General features: G+C 56.3%; 13 protein-coding genes. 8 read left to right on the forward strand and 5 right to left on the reverse strand.

Annotated elements, in window-relative coordinates:
* Positions 1-71: 71 nt before the first annotated feature.
* From mazG to eno, 3 genes are all read left to right on the forward strand, one after another.
* Complete coding sequence (gene mazG / locus AFK66_RS03380; RefSeq protein ID WP_007777770.1) at positions 72-863, forward strand: nucleoside triphosphate pyrophosphohydrolase; 792 nt, start codon at positions 72-74, stop codon at positions 861-863.
* Between the two features lie 225 nt (positions 864-1,088).
* Positions 1,089-2,726 carry a glutamine hydrolyzing CTP synthase gene (gene pyrG, locus AFK66_RS03385; RefSeq protein WP_023898077.1) on the forward strand — a complete coding sequence of 546 codons (1,638 nt, stop codon included), beginning with the start codon at positions 1,089-1,091 and terminating at the stop codon, positions 2,724-2,726.
* 82 nt (positions 2,727-2,808) lie between these two features.
* Positions 2,809-4,107, forward strand: coding sequence for a phosphopyruvate hydratase (gene eno, locus AFK66_RS03390; RefSeq protein ID WP_007777765.1), 1,299 nt, complete (start codon positions 2,809-2,811; stop codon positions 4,105-4,107).
* 50 nt (positions 4,108-4,157) lie between these two features.
* On the opposite strand, the gene AFK66_RS03395 is transcribed toward eno, so the two are convergent.
* Positions 4,158-5,267, reverse strand: coding sequence for an SDR family oxidoreductase (locus AFK66_RS03395; protein WP_007777764.1), 1,110 nt, complete (start codon positions 5,265-5,267; stop codon positions 4,158-4,160).
* Between the two features lie 322 nt (positions 5,268-5,589).
* Positions 5,590-6,417, reverse strand: a complete 828-nt coding sequence (locus tag AFK66_RS03400) for a MurR/RpiR family transcriptional regulator (RefSeq protein WP_007777762.1) — start codon at positions 6,415-6,417, stop codon at positions 5,590-5,592.
* Between the two features lie 167 nt (positions 6,418-6,584).
* Between AFK66_RS03400 and AFK66_RS03405 the strand changes: the two genes are divergently transcribed.
* Together AFK66_RS03405 and AFK66_RS03410 are read left to right on the forward strand one after the other, a co-directional pair.
* Positions 6,585-8,141, forward strand: coding sequence for a PTS transporter subunit EIIC (locus AFK66_RS03405; protein ID WP_167346754.1), 1,557 nt, complete (start codon positions 6,585-6,587; stop codon positions 8,139-8,141).
* A gap of 8 nt (positions 8,142-8,149) precedes the next feature.
* Entirely contained in the window at positions 8,150-8,839 is a 690-nt protein-coding gene (locus tag AFK66_RS03410; protein WP_007777760.1) for an N-acetylmannosamine-6-phosphate 2-epimerase, read from the forward strand.
* Here AFK66_RS03410 and AFK66_RS03415 read toward each other — a convergent pair.
* Positions 8,825-9,793 carry a TPM domain-containing protein gene (locus tag AFK66_RS03415; RefSeq protein ID WP_007777758.1) on the reverse strand — a complete coding sequence of 323 codons (969 nt, stop codon included), beginning with the start codon at positions 9,791-9,793 and terminating at the stop codon, positions 8,825-8,827. The genes AFK66_RS03410 and AFK66_RS03415 overlap by 15 nt on opposite strands.
* A 199-nt stretch (positions 9,794-9,992) precedes the next feature.
* Between AFK66_RS03415 and queE the strand changes: the two genes are divergently transcribed.
* On the forward strand, positions 9,993-10,664 hold the full coding sequence (gene queE, locus AFK66_RS03420) for a 7-carboxy-7-deazaguanine synthase QueE (RefSeq protein WP_007777757.1): 672 nt from the start codon (positions 9,993-9,995) through the stop codon (positions 10,662-10,664).
* 175 nt (positions 10,665-10,839) lie between these two features.
* Here the strand turns inward: queE and queD are convergent, their stop codons facing one another.
* Both queD and AFK66_RS23155 read right to left on the reverse strand, forming a co-directional pair.
* Positions 10,840-11,202, reverse strand: a complete 363-nt coding sequence (gene queD / locus AFK66_RS03425) for a 6-carboxytetrahydropterin synthase QueD (protein WP_032804901.1) — start codon at positions 11,200-11,202, stop codon at positions 10,840-10,842.
* 180 nt (positions 11,203-11,382) lie between these two features.
* The gene (locus AFK66_RS23155; protein WP_007701306.1) at positions 11,383-11,508 is read right to left on the reverse strand and encodes a hypothetical protein; all 126 of its coding nucleotides are present in this window, start codon (positions 11,506-11,508) and stop codon (positions 11,383-11,385) included.
* On the opposite strand from AFK66_RS23155, the gene cysJ reads away from it, so the two are divergent.
* Both cysJ and cysI read left to right on the forward strand, forming a co-directional pair.
* Entirely contained in the window at positions 11,507-13,309 is a 1,803-nt protein-coding gene (cysJ, locus tag AFK66_RS03430; protein ID WP_032982929.1) for an NADPH-dependent assimilatory sulfite reductase flavoprotein subunit, read from the forward strand. The two genes, AFK66_RS23155 and cysJ, sit on opposite strands and share 2 nt — an antisense overlap.
* Positions 13,309-15,021, forward strand: coding sequence for an assimilatory sulfite reductase (NADPH) hemoprotein subunit (gene cysI / locus AFK66_RS03435; RefSeq protein WP_032968390.1), 1,713 nt, complete (start codon positions 13,309-13,311; stop codon positions 15,019-15,021). Before cysJ ends, cysI begins: the two co-directional genes overlap by 1 nt.
* Positions 15,022-15,055: the final 34 nt, after the last annotated feature.

Genomic DNA, 15,055 nt, shown 5'->3' on the forward strand with positions numbered 1-15,055 from the left:
CGCCTTTATTTTCTCCTCCAGCGTGAGGCGCGTGGCGGTTCTCGCCACGTCTGTTTTTATAAGGACTTTCCATGACTCAAATCGACCGCCTGCTCGGCATTATGAAGCGTCTTCGCGACCCGCAAACCGGCTGCCCGTGGGATAAAGAACAAACCTTCGCGACCATCGCCCCGTACACCCTTGAAGAAACCTACGAAGTGCTTGATGCCATTGCGCGCGAGGATTTCGACGATCTGCGCGGCGAGCTGGGTGACCTGCTGTTCCAGGTGGTGTTCTACGCCCAGATGGCGCAGGAAGAGGGGCGTTTTAATTTTGACGACATTTGCGCGGCCATCAGCGATAAGCTTGAGCGCCGCCATCCGCATATCTTTGGCGACGCGGATTTCGGCAACAGCGCCGAGGTGCTGGCCAACTGGGAGAAAACCAAAAGCGCCGAGCGGGCCGAAAAAGCGCAGCATTCCGCGCTGGACGATATTCCTGAAAGTCTGCCAGCGCTGATGCGCGCGCAGAAAATCCAGAAGCGTTGTTCGGCGGTCGGCTTTGACTGGACCTCGCTTGGGCCGGTGGTCGACAAAGTGCATGAAGAGATAGACGAAGTGATGCACGAGGCGCAGCAGGCGGTTATCGACGAGGCGAAACTCGAGGAAGAGATCGGCGATTTATTGTTCGCGACCGTCAATCTTTCCCGCCATCTGGGGGCGAAAGCGGAGACCGCGCTGCAAAAAGCCAACCGTAAGTTTGAGCGCCGTTTCCGCCAGGTCGAGGCGATTATTCGCGCGCAGGGCCTCGAAATGGAGCAGGCGAGCCTCGATCAAATGGAAGCGGCCTGGCAGACGGTTAAACGCCAGGAAGTTGATAGTTAACGTTTTTTCACGTCAAGCGCCTGTTGTTAACACTTATTTCCAACAAGCGCTTGATTTGCGTCAAAAACATTTCTGAGAAAAGGGCTATTTTCTTCCGGCTTGGGTCTGGCGAGACCAGCCGGTGATCGTGCAGAATGAAAGTTTGTGACCCCCGTCCTGTTCGGGTATACTACTTTCCCGTCCTGGTTATTCCATCGTCTTTAAACCTAACTTCTCAGGTTCAGCATGACAACGAACTATATTTTTGTGACCGGCGGGGTCGTTTCCTCTCTGGGTAAAGGCATTGCCGCAGCCTCCCTCGCAGCCATTCTTGAAGCCCGTGGCCTCAACGTGACCATCATGAAACTGGATCCGTATATCAACGTCGATCCTGGCACCATGAGTCCAATCCAGCACGGGGAAGTGTTCGTTACTGAAGACGGCGCTGAAACCGATCTGGACCTGGGCCACTACGAGCGTTTTATCCGCACCCGCATGACGCGCCGCAACAACTTCACGACGGGTCGTATCTACTCTGAAGTTCTGCGCAAAGAGCGTCGTGGCGACTACCTGGGCGCGACCGTTCAGGTTATTCCGCACATCACCAACGCTATCAAAGAACGCATTCTTGCGGGCGGCGAAGGCCATGACGTCGTTCTGGTCGAAATCGGCGGTACCGTGGGCGATATCGAATCCCTGCCGTTCCTTGAAGCCATTCGTCAGATGGCGGTTGAAGTGGGTCGTGAACATACGATGTTCATGCACCTGACGCTGGTGCCATACATGGCGGCGGCCGGTGAAGTGAAAACCAAACCGACTCAGCACTCCGTTAAAGAACTGCTGTCGATCGGGATTCAGCCGGATGTGCTGATTTGCCGTTCCGATCGCGCCGTGCCGGCCAACGAACGCGCCAAAATCGCTTTGTTCTGTAACGTTCCTGAAAAAGCGGTTATTTCTCTGAAAGACGTCGATTCCATCTATAAAATTCCGGGCCTGTTGAAATCGCAGGGGCTGGACGATTATATTTGTAAACGATTCAGCCTGAACTGTCCGGAAGCTAACCTGGCTGAATGGGAACAGGTTATTTATGAAGAAGCGAATCCGGCGGGCGAAGTCACTATCGGTATGGTCGGCAAGTACATTGAACTGCCGGACGCCTATAAATCGGTTATCGAGGCGCTGAAACACGGCGGCCTGAAAAACCGCGTGACCGTCAACATCAAGCTTATCGATTCGCAGGACGTAGAAACCCGCGGCGAAGAACTGCTGAAAGGTCTGGATGCTATCCTGATCCCTGGCGGTTTCGGTTATCGCGGCGTGGAAGGCAAAATCGCCACCGCGCGCTACGCCCGTGAAAACAACATTCCTTACCTCGGCATTTGCCTCGGTATGCAGGTTGCGATGATTGAATATGCACGCAATGTTGCGGGCATGGAGAACGCCAACTCCACGGAATTTGTGCCAGACTGTAAGTACCCTGTCGTGGCGCTCATCACTGAATGGCGTGATGAAAACGGTAATGTCGAGACGCGTAGTGAGAAGAGCGATCTCGGCGGGACGATGCGTCTGGGCGCGCAGCAGTGCCAGTTGTCAGACGACAGCCTGGTGCGCAAGCTGTACGGCGAACCAGTGATTACGGAACGTCACCGTCACCGTTATGAAGTCAACAACATGTTGTTGAAGCAGATTGAAGCCGCTGGCCTGCGCGTTGCGGGCCGTTCCGGCGATGATCAGTTGGTCGAGATCATCGAAGTGCCAAATCATCCGTGGTTTGTCGCTTGTCAGTTCCACCCGGAATTTACTTCCACACCGCGCGACGGGCATCCGCTGTTTGCAGGCTTCGTAAAAGCCGCCAGCGAGTACCAGAAACGCCAGGCGAAGTAAGCAGAGTTAAAACGGCAACGCGCGACAATTTCGCGCGTTGTTTGTCTGGAGTTTTAGTTTAACTTGTACTGAGGAAAATCTAATGTCCAAAATCGTTAAAGTCATCGGTCGTGAAATCATCGACTCCCGTGGTAACCCGACTGTTGAAGCCGAAGTTCACCTGGAAGGCGGTTTCGTAGGTATGGCTGCTGCCCCGTCAGGTGCTTCCACTGGTTCCCGCGAAGCGCTGGAACTGCGCGATGGCGACAAATCCCGTTTCCTGGGCAAAGGCGTAACCAAAGCGGTTGGCGCGGTTAACGGCCCGATCGCTCAGGCTATCGTTGGCAAAGATGCTAAAGATCAGGCTGGTATCGACAAGATCATGATCGATCTGGACGGTACTGAAAACAAATCTAACTTCGGTGCAAACGCCATTCTGGCCGTTTCTCTGGCTGCTGCTAAAGCTGCTGCTGCTTCCAAAGGCATGCCGCTGTATGAGCACATCGCTGAACTGAACGGCACCCCGGGCAAATTCTCCATGCCGGTTCCGATGATGAACATCATCAACGGTGGCGAACATGCTGACAACAACGTTGATATCCAGGAATTCATGATCCAGCCGGTTGGCGCTTCCAGCGTTAAAGAAGCTATCCGCATGGGTTCTGAAGTTTTCCATCACCTGGCGAAAGTGCTGAAAGGCAAAGGCATGAACACCGCGGTAGGTGACGAAGGCGGCTACGCGCCGAACCTGGGTTCTAACGCCGAAGCTCTGGCTGTTATCGCTGAAGCGGTAAAAGCAGCAGGCTACGAGCTGGGCAAAGACATCACTCTGGCGATGGACTGCGCAGCGTCTGAATTCTACAAAGACGGCAAATACGTTCTGGCTGGCGAAGGCAACAAAGCGTTCACCTCTGAAGAGTTCACTCACTTCCTGGAAGACCTGACCAAACAGTACCCGATCGTTTCCATCGAAGACGGTCTGGACGAGTCTGACTGGGACGGTTTTGCATACCAGACCAAAGTGCTGGGCGACAAAATCCAGCTGGTGGGCGACGACTTGTTCGTTACCAACACCAAAATCCTGAAAGAAGGCATCGAGAAAGGCATCGCTAACTCCATCCTGATCAAATTCAACCAGATCGGTTCTCTGACCGAAACTCTGGCTGCGATCAAAATGGCGAAAGACGCTGGCTACACTGCTGTCATCTCTCACCGTTCTGGCGAAACCGAAGACGCAACCATCGCTGACCTGGCGGTAGGTACTGCGGCAGGCCAGATCAAAACTGGTTCTATGAGCCGTTCTGACCGCGTTGCTAAATACAACCAGCTGATTCGTATCGAAGAAGCGCTGGGCGAAAAAGCACCGTACAACGGCCGTAAAGAGATCAAAGGCCAGGCATAATCGCCCGACCTTTTCTGTTAAAAATGCCAGTCGATTGACTGGCATTTTTTTTATTTAAAATCGACTTCCATCTGCTGTGGAATGGTCAACCCGTTCGTGGTCTGCACACAGCGCGCAATATAGTCGGTAAAGCGTGGTGGTTTCGGCATACCGAGCTTCAGCAGCTTATCGTTACAGAAACGTACATTCAGCGTGGCGAACGCGCCATATAAACGCATCGCTTTCAGCATCAGACGCTCATTACACGGCCCGAAAATATCTTTTAGCTCACGGCGCATTTTCACTAAGGTTTTATAGCTCACCTGTGCGTAGTTATCCGCTATCGGCGCTTTTTCCTGAGCCTTCGCCATCGCGATATCAATATCCGCAAAACGCACGCTGTTCTCTTCGCCGGCAGAAATATGCACCACTTCGCCTTGCGCGATTTCTTTATCGAGCAGCAGCAGCAACGCTTCGGCGCAATAATCCACCGGGATCACATCCACGCGGTCTTCCAGCGAGCACATAAATTTCTGAAGCATCAGCCCCATGCTGAAGACCCAGAAAATACTGGTGGAAGGCAGGCAGCCGTGATGGGTATGGCCAACTACGATAGAAGGACGGGCGATCACCAGCGGCAGTTGCGGACAGTGCTGGCGCATCAGCTGTTCAATCGTCGATTTCGAATGGGTATAGGTCACCAGGTGCTCGGCGTTTTCACGAAACTCGGTGCTTTCAGGCACCAGCGAATGCGGCTCAGGCGTACACGACATCGCTGTGCCCACATGCAGGAAACGCTGCAAACCTGTAACCTCAGCCATGCGGCGGGCGAACGCCAGGGTTCCTTCAACATTCACTTTCCAGATAAGCGGATTATTGCCGAACGACGCTACGGCCGCGCAGTTAATGACATGCGTGACGCTATCAAGGCGGGTATCGTGCAGAAAACTCTCCGGCTCGCCCAAATCACCGCACAAAACTTGCGTGGTGTTCAGCATCGCAAGCTGTGCCTCGCTGAGGTTGAACTTGCGCATATTACTGAGCACGCGCGACAGTCCGGCTTCGCTGTTCTGCGCACGCACCAGCAGCAATAAATTGATCTTTTCGGTGCGCTGAAGAATTTTTTCTAATACTGCACCGCCCAGAAAACCCGTTACGCCCGTTATTAATAAAGTCTTCATTTCTGTTATTCCACCTGGGTTAATTGGGCGGATTGTAGGAGCAGAAAAGTAAACGGCGTTTAAATAACAGCGAGGCGGTAAAGGAGGAAAATTAAGGTTATTTTAAGGAAAGTCGCATAAGGCATTTTTCTATGACATCGTAATGGTAGAAAAAATCCTTTTATTATAATAAAAATATTTATGTCATTGAATTTGCTTTTTTTATTTGATGGATTGAGAAATTTAATAAACCGAAAAAATCCCACGGAAATTACGTCTGGTTACATTATTGTAGGTTTAAAAAAGCCGTTGCAGATTATTCGCACCTTGCAACGGCATTTTATTACAGCAATAACGGCAGCGTGGCGCTGGCGGTTTGCTGGCTAATTTCCCGGTAACGGCTATCCGTCGCTATCAGCCCTGCTGTTAATAATTCCACCAGCAGCATTGCGCCGACTTTAGCGTTCAGCGCACCCGCATTCAGCGGGCCTTCCGGTTTGGCGGCCACAAGCAGCATATCGCTTATTGATGCCAGCGGACTGCGCGGCGTGTTGCTCAGCGTGAGAACAGGCGCCCCGGCTTTTCGCGCGAGCGTCACGGCATGCAGCAGGTCGCGCGTGGATCCCGAGCTGGAAATGGCGACCACCAGATCGGTTTCGCCAAGCGTTGTGGCGTTCATCGACGCACGGTGCATATCGCTAAACAGATGTGCCGCTTTGCCAAGGCGCAGCAGCTTGTAATGCATATATTCGCCAATGATGGCGCTCGCCGCGACGCCGTAAATCTGTACTGACCGCGCCTGATGCAGCGCCTGCGCGGCCTGTTCCAGCATGGCGCGATCCAGCAGTTGTGCAGTGTCTCGCAGCGCCTGCACCGATTCCTCCACCAGCGCGTCCAGCGCATCGCCGCTCTGCGCGCGCGGTGCCTGCCCGCGCTGAACATCGAGCGCCAGCGCCATTTTAAATTCGGTATAGCCTTTGCACCCGAGCGCGCGACACAGCCGCGTCACGCTGGCTTCGCTGGTGTCACTCTCGCGGGCGAGCTCGGTGATGGTGAGATAAAGCACGCGTGCCGGGTCGCTCAGCACATAGTCACCGAGTTTGCGCTGCGTGGGACTAAACCCAGACAGCGCCTGGCGCAGCTTAAGCAGTAAATTTTCATGGTCAGACATAACAGGATCCTGAAGCACCGACGGCTGCCGATGAGTGTGCGGGAAAGCCCGCTACCAATGCCAGCCATTTTAAAAAAGTATGATCGGCTTCGCTATTATTGGTGATAATTTTCATAATATATTTTTATTGTGATAAATATTTTCATCATAACTACAGCGGGGATTTCATCATGGCATTCTTCAGCGGAACATCGTCAGGGCGCTGGTTTGAAAAGGCGCAGCGGTTTGGTAAGTCGTTTATGTTGCCAATTGCCGTGTTACCGGCGGCGGGCCTCCTGCTCGGCGTCGGCGGCGCGCTCTCCAATCCCAATACGCTGACGGCGTATCCGTTTCTCGACGTCGGCTGGCTGCAGGCGATTTTCACGATCATGAGCAGCGCCGGGGCGATCGTCTTCGCGAACCTGTCGGTGCTGTTTGCCGTCGGCGTGGCGGTGGGCCTTGCGCGTACCGATAAAGGCACGGCCGGTCTCGCCGCGTTACTGGCGTTTCTGGTGATGAACGCCACCATCAATGCGCTGCTGACTTTGACCGGACAGCTCGCGCAGAGCAATCCGGGCGCGGTCGGGCAGGGAATGGTGCTCGGGATCCAGACGCTGGAAACCGGCGTTTTCGGCGGCGTGGTGATTGGCCTTGTGACCTGCGCGCTGCATCAGCGGTTTAATAAAATCGCGCTGCCGCAGTTTCTGGGTTTTTTTGGCGGCTCGCGATTTGTGCCTATCATCAGCGCGCTGGCGGCGATTGTGGTCGGCGCGGCGATGACCGTCGTCTGGCCGCATTTTCAGAAAATGATTTTCGGGCTTGGCGGGCTGGTTGAGGCGACCGGTTATGTCGGCACGCTGCTGTATGGTTTTATCCTGCGTATGCTTGGCCCGTTCGGCCTGCATCACATCTTCTATCTGCCTTTCTGGACGACGGCGCTCGGCGGCAGTGAAATCGTCAACGGCCAGCTGGTGGAAGGCACGCAGCGTATTTTCTTCGCGCAGCTTGCAGACCCGACCACGCAGCAGTTTTATATCGGCACGTCGCGGTTTATGTCCGGGCGCTTTATTACCATGATGTTTGGCCTGATCGGTGCATGTCTTGCGATGTACCACACCGCGAAGCCGGAGAATAAAAAGCGCGTTGCCGGTCTGCTGCTTTCTGCGGCGCTGACCTCGTTCCTTACCGGCATCACCGAGCCGATTGAGTTCTCCTTCCTGTTTGTCGCGCCCGTGCTCTATGTCATCCACGCCTTCTTCGACGGGCTGGCTTTTATGCTGGCGCACATTCTGCACATTACTATCGGCCAGACATTCTCAGGCGGTTTTATCGATTTCATTCTCTTTGGGGTCTTGCAGGGCGAGGCGAAAACGCACTGGCTGATGGTGCCGCTGGTCGGCGTGCCGTGGTTTTTCCTCTATTACTTCACGTTCCGTTTCCTCATTACACGTTTCGATTTCGCCACACCCGGCCGGGAAAAAGAGCCCCAGGAAAGCGTGGCGATGAAAGACAGCGAGCGGGCGCAGGCCGTCGTGGCCGGGCTCGGCGGGCGGGAGAACCTTCAGGAAGTCGACTGCTGCGCCACGCGGTTGCGCGTCACCGTGAACGACGGAACTCAGGTCGATGAGGCCGCGCTGAAAGCGACCGGCGCGCGCGGCGTGATCCTGCGCGGCAACGGCGTACAGGTTATCTACGGCCCGCACGTCACGATTATTAAAAACGAAATCGAAGAGTTATTAAGCTGAGGTCAACGATGTTAGAGCAGATTAAAGGAAAGCTGGTGGTCTCCTGCCAGGCGCTGGAAAACGAACCGCTGCATAGCCCGTTTATTATGGGAAGGATGGCGCTGGCGGCGGCCCAGGGCGGGGCGGCAGGGATCCGCGCTAACAGCGTGGCGGATATTCTGGCGATTAAAGAACAAGTGGCGCTGCCGGTCATTGGCATCATTAAACGGGATTACCCCGCAAGCGACGTGTTTATCACCGCGACGATGCGCGAAGTCAGCGAACTGATGGAGGCGGCACCTGAGATGATCGCGCTCGATGCCACCGCACGTCCGCGCCCTGGCGGCGAAACGCTCGAACAGTTCGTCGCGGAGATCCGCCGTACCTGGCCTGATGTGCTGCTGATGGCGGATGTATCAAGCGTTGAAGAGGCCGTGACGACCGAAGCGCTCGGTTTCGACTGTGTGGGCACCACGCTTTATGGCTACACGGCGAACACCCAGGGGCATCGCCTGCCGGAAGACGATTTCGCGTTGCTAAAGGCCGTGCTGGCGGCGGTGACGGTCCCGGTTATCGCCGAAGGGAATGTAGACACACCGGAGGGCGCGGCGCGCTGTCTGGCGCTCGGCGCGCACGCGGTGGTGGTGGGCGGCGCTATTACGCGCCCGCAGCAAATCACCCGCCGCTTTACCGACGCGCTGCGCTCACCAGTTGTCTGACGAGCCGCCGCCGTCACTTGAGCCGCCATCGCCTGAGCTGACGCTGTGGTGGCTGCTGTGATGGCTGGCGCTGTCGCCGCCTGAGGACGAGTGAAGGTGACTGGTCGCAAGCCAGGCGGCGGAGGTGTCGCCGGACGATGAGCCGTTACCTGCCGCGCTGAGCCGATAATTCGGGAAGGCAAACACCACGATCAGCGCCAGGATCATCAACAGAAAGGGCACGGAAAAGCTCAGCCAGAGAAAGGGCTCCACCCACGGGAAAAAGTTGCTGGTGATGGCAAACGCGGGAGTCAGCAGGCAGGAGGTGCCGAAAAAGAGCGTCACCAGCGTTTTCTTTTTGCGCAGCATGATTAAGGCAAACAGCACGATGACGAGAACAGGCAGCGCCAGCCAGTAAGAGAAATTCAGCAGCAATGGCTTGAGCCAGGCCTGTACCCACGAGGGCGATGTCGCAGGCGGCAGCGGCTGATGGCTGAGCAGCGCATCGATACCGGTAAGCCCCTGACGCAGGCCCGCGGTGAGATCGCCCGCCCTGAACCACGGCAGCATCTGTTCTTTGATTATTCGGCTCGCCAGTGCATCCGGAATCGTCTTCTGCAGCCCGCGCCCGGTTTCGATACGCACCAGACGATCGTGCCAGGCGACCAGAATCAGCACGCCATCGTTGCGCTGCGCATTGCCGAGCCGCCAGGTATTAAACGTGCGCGTCGCAAAACGCTCCAGGTTGTCGCCTTTTAATTCCGGTAACACCAGAATCGCCGTTTGCGCGTGGGTGCGGGTATTGATTGCCGACACATCGTCAAGCAAGGCCACGTATTCCTGGCCGCTCAGCAGATCGGCGGGATCGTTGATAACGCCACGCATCGGCGGCACGTCGAGGGGCTGCGCCAGCGCGCTCACGCTCACTAACGTCAGCGCTACCGTCAAAATGAATGACGTTAATATGCGTACCATAACTCTCGCCTTGTCCTTGTTATCCCGCTGGCCGTCCCGCGCCATACTAACCGCCGCCTTGCAGCCCTGCCAATGCCCTGGAATTGAGGGGTAAATACGCATCAGACTTGGTAAAGTCTGCCGGTAAGGCGCAAATGGCACATGCCAGTCTGACGGTTATCTGTAATAATTACCGTTTTGGTAATAAACCGAGTGAATCATGCAGTACCCGATTAATGAGATGTTTCAGACCCTGCAGGGCGAGGGTTATTTTACCGGCGTGCCCGCCATTTTTATTCGTCTGCAGGGATGCCCCGTAGGTTGTGCCTGGTGCGACACCAAACACACCTGGGATAAGCTCGCCGATCGGGAAGTGTCGCTTTTCAGCATTATCGCGAAAACCAAAGAGAGCGATAAATGGGGCGCGGCGAGCCCGGAAGATCTGCTGGCGGCCATTGAGCGTCAGGCCTATACCGCGCGCCATGTGGTGATCACCGGCGGCGAGCCGTGTATCCACGATCTGCTGCCCTTAACGGAGCTTCTGGAAGCGCACGGTTTTAGCTGCCAGATTGAAACCAGCGGCACCCATGAAGTGCGTTGCACTACGGGCACCTGGGTGACGGTTTCGCCGAAAGTGAATATGCGCGGTGGTTACGAGGTGCTGGATCAGGCGCTGATGCGCGCCGATGAAATCAAGCACCCGGTCGGGCGTATGCGTGATATCGAGGCGCTGGATGAACTGCTGGCGCGCCTGCATGATGAAAGACAGCGGGTGATTGCGCTGCAGCCGATTAGCCAGAAGGAAGATGCGACGCGCTTATGCATTGAAACCTGTATCGCCCGCAACTGGCGGCTGTCGATGCAGACGCATAAGTATCTGAATATTGCATAAAAAAGAGAGGCGTTGAGCCTCTCTTTTTTTGTGTGTGGCATGTGAGCGGTGGGTGCGCTGCGCTTACCCACCCTACGAGAATTCCATGACGTTTGTCTTGTAGGGCGGGTAAGCGCAGCGCACCCGCCATCAAAACGTGTACCCGCCATTATCGGCGGCTCACACCGCCAGAACCTTATTCGCCGCGATATACGCAACCCGCGGTGCAGGTCTCTTTAATCATCACCGCGCTCAGCAGCGGCAGGCGGGGTTTCATCTGATCCCAAATCCAGCGCGCCAGCACTTCGCTGGTCGGGTTTTCAAGGCCCGGAATATCGTTCAGATAATAGTGATCCAGGCTATCGTAGATCGGCTTAAACGCCGCTTTCAGCTCGGCGAAATCGATAATCCAGCCGGTATGAGGGTCTACCTCGCCCGTTACCTCCAGGCGCACCATAAAAGAGTGTCCGTGCAGACGACCGCACTTGTGGCCTTCGGGGACATGAGGGAGTCGGTGAGCGGCTTCGAAGATAAAATCTTTAAACAGGGTGGTAGGCATAACGCAGTCTCAGTCTTGCTAAAAAACCGCCGCATAGTACCGGAATTGACCGTTTTTAGCATTAACTAAAACCCTCATAAACGATAAGCGCACAAAACACCTCGCGACGTTAAAAAATAACCATGATTTTCAATGCGTTAATTAACCGATTTTTACGCTTATGCTTATTGGTAAAACTGGTTAGTCCATTTGGTTATTTATTATTTCCATCCCTTCTTTAATTGTTATTCTTGCCGCCGTTACCCTTACTTTCTCTTCTGTTTTTGCGATAAAAAACAGCTTTGCTACTGGAACATAACGACGCATGACGACTCAGGCCCCACCGAACGCTTTGCTCCCGCTCAGCCCGGAGCAGCTGGCTCGCCTTCAGACGGCGACTCATGATTTCACCCCCACGCAGCTCGCCTGGCTTTCGGGCTATTTCTGGGGAATGGTAAACCAACAGCCAGGTGCGGCGGTGGTGCAAACGCCCGCAGCGCCGGCGTCGGTGATTACGCTGATTTCCGCTTCCCAGACCGGCAACGCGCGCCGCGTGGCGGAAGCACTGCGTGACGATCTGCTGGCGGCGCAGCTCAATGTAAATCTGGTAAACGCGGGCGACTATAAATTCAAACAAATTGCCCAGGAAAAACTGCTGGTCGTTGTGGCCTCAACCCAGGGCGAAGGCGATCCGCCGGAAGAAGCCGTCGCGCTGCACAAATTTTTGCTGTCGAAAAAAGCACCGAAGCTTGACGGCACGGCTTTCGCCGTCTTTGGCCTTGGCGACACCTCTTATGAACGCTTCTGCCAGGCCGGTAAAGATTTCGATACCCGCCTTGCGGAGCTGGGCGCCGAGCGCCTGCTGGATCGCGTGGATGCCGATGTCGAATACCAGGCGGCCGCTCAGGCGTGGCGCCAGCGCGTGGTGGATGTCCTGAAAGCGCGCGTGCCGAAAGAAGCGCCGTCCCAGGCGGCGTTCACCGCCAGCGGTGCGGTCAATCTGGTTGATTCGACCCCTTATACCAAAGAATCGCCGCTTACCGCGACGCTCTCGGTGAACCAGAAAATCACCGGGCGCCATTCAGAAAAAGACGTGCGCCATATCGAAATCGATCTGGGCGACGCAGGCCTGCGCTATCAGCCGGGCGACGCGCTCGGCGTCTGGTATCAGAACGATCCGGCGCTGGTGCAGGAGCTTCTTGAGCTGCTGTGGCTGAAAGGCGACGAGCCGGTGACGGTAGGCGAGAAAACGCTGCCGCTCAGCGAAGCGCTGCAGTGGCATTTCGAGCTGACGGTGAACACCGCCGCTATCGTTGAAAATTACGCGACGCTGACTCGCAGCGAAGCGCTGCTGCCGCTGGTGGGCGATAAAGCGAAGCTGCAAGATTATGCCGCCAGGACGCCCATCGTCGATATGGTGCGCTTCGCGCCGGCCCAGCTTGAGGCCGAACAGCTGACTGGCCTGCTGCGCCCGCTCACGCCGCGCCTCTATTCCATTGCTTCGTCGCAGGCGGAAGTCGAAAACGAAGTGCACATCACGGTCGGCGTGGTGCGTTTCGACATCGAAGGCCGTCCGCGCGCGGGCGGGGCGTCGAGCTATCTTGCCGATCGTCTGGAAGAAGATGGCGAAGTACGCGTGTTCATCGAGCACAACGACAACTTCCGCCTGCCGGCAACGCCTGAAACGCCCGTCATTATGATTGGCCCCGGCACCGGCATCGCGCCGTTCCGCGCCTTTATGCAGCAGCGCGAAGCCGATGGCGCTACCGGTAAAAACTGGCTCTTCTTCGGCAACCCGCACTTTACGGAAGACTTCCTCTACCAGGTCGAATGGCAGCGCTATGTCAAAGAGGGGCTGTTAACCCGCATCGACCTTGCCTGGTCACGCGATCAGGACCATAAAATTTACGTACAAGACAAAATCCGCGAGCAGGGCGCGGAGCTGTGGCGCTGGATCCAGGAAGGCGCGCACCTTTATGTCTGCGGCGACGCCAATCGCATGGCGAAAGATGTCGAGCAGGCGTTACTGGAAGTGATTGCGGCTTACGGCGGGATGGATGCCGAAGCGGCGGATGAATATTTAAGTGAGCTGCGCGTTGAGCGCCGTTACCAGCGAGACGTCTACTGATGAGCGAAAAATACCCAGGACCTTTGGTGGTCGAAGGAAAACTTTCCGATGCGGAACGCATGAAGCGTGAAAGTAACTTCCTGCGCGGCACCATTGCCGAAGATTTACATGACGGGCTGACCGGCGGGTTTAATGGCGACAACTTTTTGTTGATCCGCTTTCACGGCATGTATCAGCAGGATGACCGCGATATCCGCGCCGAGCGCGCGGCACAGAAGCTGGAGCCGCGTCACGCGATGATGCTGCGCTGCCGTCTGCCGGGCGGCATCATGACGCCGCAGCAGTGGCTGGCTATCGACAAGTTCGCCGAAGAAAACACGATTTACGGCAGCATTCGTCTGACCAACCGCCAGACGTTCCAGTATCACGGCCTGCTGAAGAAAAACGTCAAGCCGGCGCACCAGATGCTGCATTCCATCGGGCTTGACGCGCTGGCGACCGCCAACGACATGAACCGTAACGTGCTCTGCACGTCAAACCCGGTCGAGTCGCAACTGCATGCCGAAGCTTACGAGTGGGCGAAAAAGCTCTCTGAGCATCTGCTGCCGCGCACCCGCGCCTATGCGGAGATCTGGCTCGATCAGGAAAAAGTGGCGACCACCGGCGAAGAACCGATCCTCGGTGCGACCTATCTGCCGCGTAAGTTCAAAACCACCGTTGTAGTGCCGCCGCAGAACGATGTCGATCTGCACGCGAACGACATGAACTTCGTCGCGATTGCGGAAAACGGCAAGCTGGTAGGCTTTAACCTGCTGGTGGGCGGCGGGCTCTCTATTGAGCACGGCAACAAGAAAACCTACGCGCGCACCGCGACCGAGTTTGGCTACATTCCGCTGGAGCATACGCTGGCGGTGGCCGAAGCGGTGGTGACGACCCAGCGCGACTGGGGCAACCGTACCGATCGTAAAAACGCCAAAACCAAATATACGCTGGAGCGCGTCGGGCCTGACGTCTTTAAAGCGGAAGTCGAGCGTCGCGCAGGCGTGACGTTTGAGCCGGTGCGTCCGTATGAATTTACCGGCCGCGGCGATCGCATCGGCTGGGTGAAAGGCATTGATGATAAATGGCACCTGACGCTGTTTATCGAAAACGGCCGTATTCTCGATTTCCCGGACAAGCCGCTGAAAACCGGCCTGAAGGAAATCGCCAGGATCCATAAAGGCGATTTCCGCCTGACCGCCAACCAGAACCTGATCGTGGCGGGCGTGCCGGAAGGCGATAAAGCGAAGATTGAACAGATTGCCCGCGCCCACGGCCTGATGGCCGGTGTGACGCCGCAGCGTGAAAACTCAATGGCGTGCGTCTCTTTCCCGACCTGTCCGCTGGCGATGGCCGAGGCGGAGCGTTTCCTGCCGCAGTTTATCGATAAAGTCGACGGGATCATGGCGAAGCATGGCCTTGCGGACGAGCACATTGTGCTGCGCGTGACCGGCTGCCCGAACGGCTGCGGCCGCGCGATGCTGGCGGAGCTGGGTCTGGTGGGGAAAGCGCCGGGGCGTTACAACCTGCATCTGGGCGGCAATCGCATTGGTACGCGAATTCCGCGGATGTATCGTGAAAACATTACCGAATCGGAGATCCTCGATAATATCGACGAGCTGGTCGGCCGCTGGGCGCAGGAGCGCGAGCCGGGCGAAGGGTTTGGCGATTTCACGGTGCGCGCCGGGATTATCCGTCCGGTGCTCGATCCGGCGCGGGATTTCTGGGAATAAGCGGTTAGCGCGGCGGGCGGTAACGGTGGATGCG

The organism is Cronobacter malonaticus LMG 23826, assembly GCF_001277215.2.
Lineage (GTDB): Bacteria > Pseudomonadota > Gammaproteobacteria > Enterobacterales > Enterobacteriaceae > Cronobacter > Cronobacter malonaticus.

Excerpts from the sequence above, each read along its gene's own strand:
- cysI (WP_032968390.1), top strand. The coding sequence starts at position 13,309 with ATGAGCGAAAAATACCCAGGACCTTTGGTGGTCGAAGGAAAACTTTCC.
- AFK66_RS03400 (WP_007777762.1), bottom strand. The coding sequence starts at position 6,417 with ATGTCTGACCATGAAAATTTACTGCTTAAGCTGCGCCAGGCGCTGTCT.
- mazG (WP_007777770.1), top strand. The coding sequence starts at position 72 with ATGACTCAAATCGACCGCCTGCTCGGCATTATGAAGCGTCTTCGCGAC.
- AFK66_RS03410 (WP_007777760.1), top strand. The coding sequence starts at position 8,150 with ATGTTAGAGCAGATTAAAGGAAAGCTGGTGGTCTCCTGCCAGGCGCTG.
- pyrG (WP_023898077.1), top strand. The coding sequence starts at position 1,089 with ATGACAACGAACTATATTTTTGTGACCGGCGGGGTCGTTTCCTCTCTG.
- eno (WP_007777765.1), top strand. The coding sequence starts at position 2,809 with ATGTCCAAAATCGTTAAAGTCATCGGTCGTGAAATCATCGACTCCCGT.
- AFK66_RS03415 (WP_007777758.1), bottom strand. The coding sequence starts at position 9,793 with ATGGTACGCATATTAACGTCATTCATTTTGACGGTAGCGCTGACGTTA.
- AFK66_RS23155 (WP_007701306.1), bottom strand. The coding sequence starts at position 11,508 with ATGCGTCGTTATGTTCCAGTAGCAAAGCTGTTTTTTATCGCAAAAACA.
- cysJ (WP_032982929.1), top strand. The coding sequence starts at position 11,507 with ATGACGACTCAGGCCCCACCGAACGCTTTGCTCCCGCTCAGCCCGGAG.
- queD (WP_032804901.1), bottom strand. The coding sequence starts at position 11,202 with ATGCCTACCACCCTGTTTAAAGATTTTATCTTCGAAGCCGCTCACCGA.
- queE (WP_007777757.1), top strand. The coding sequence starts at position 9,993 with ATGCAGTACCCGATTAATGAGATGTTTCAGACCCTGCAGGGCGAGGGT.
- AFK66_RS03395 (WP_007777764.1), bottom strand. The coding sequence starts at position 5,267 with ATGAAGACTTTATTAATAACGGGCGTAACGGGTTTTCTGGGCGGTGCA.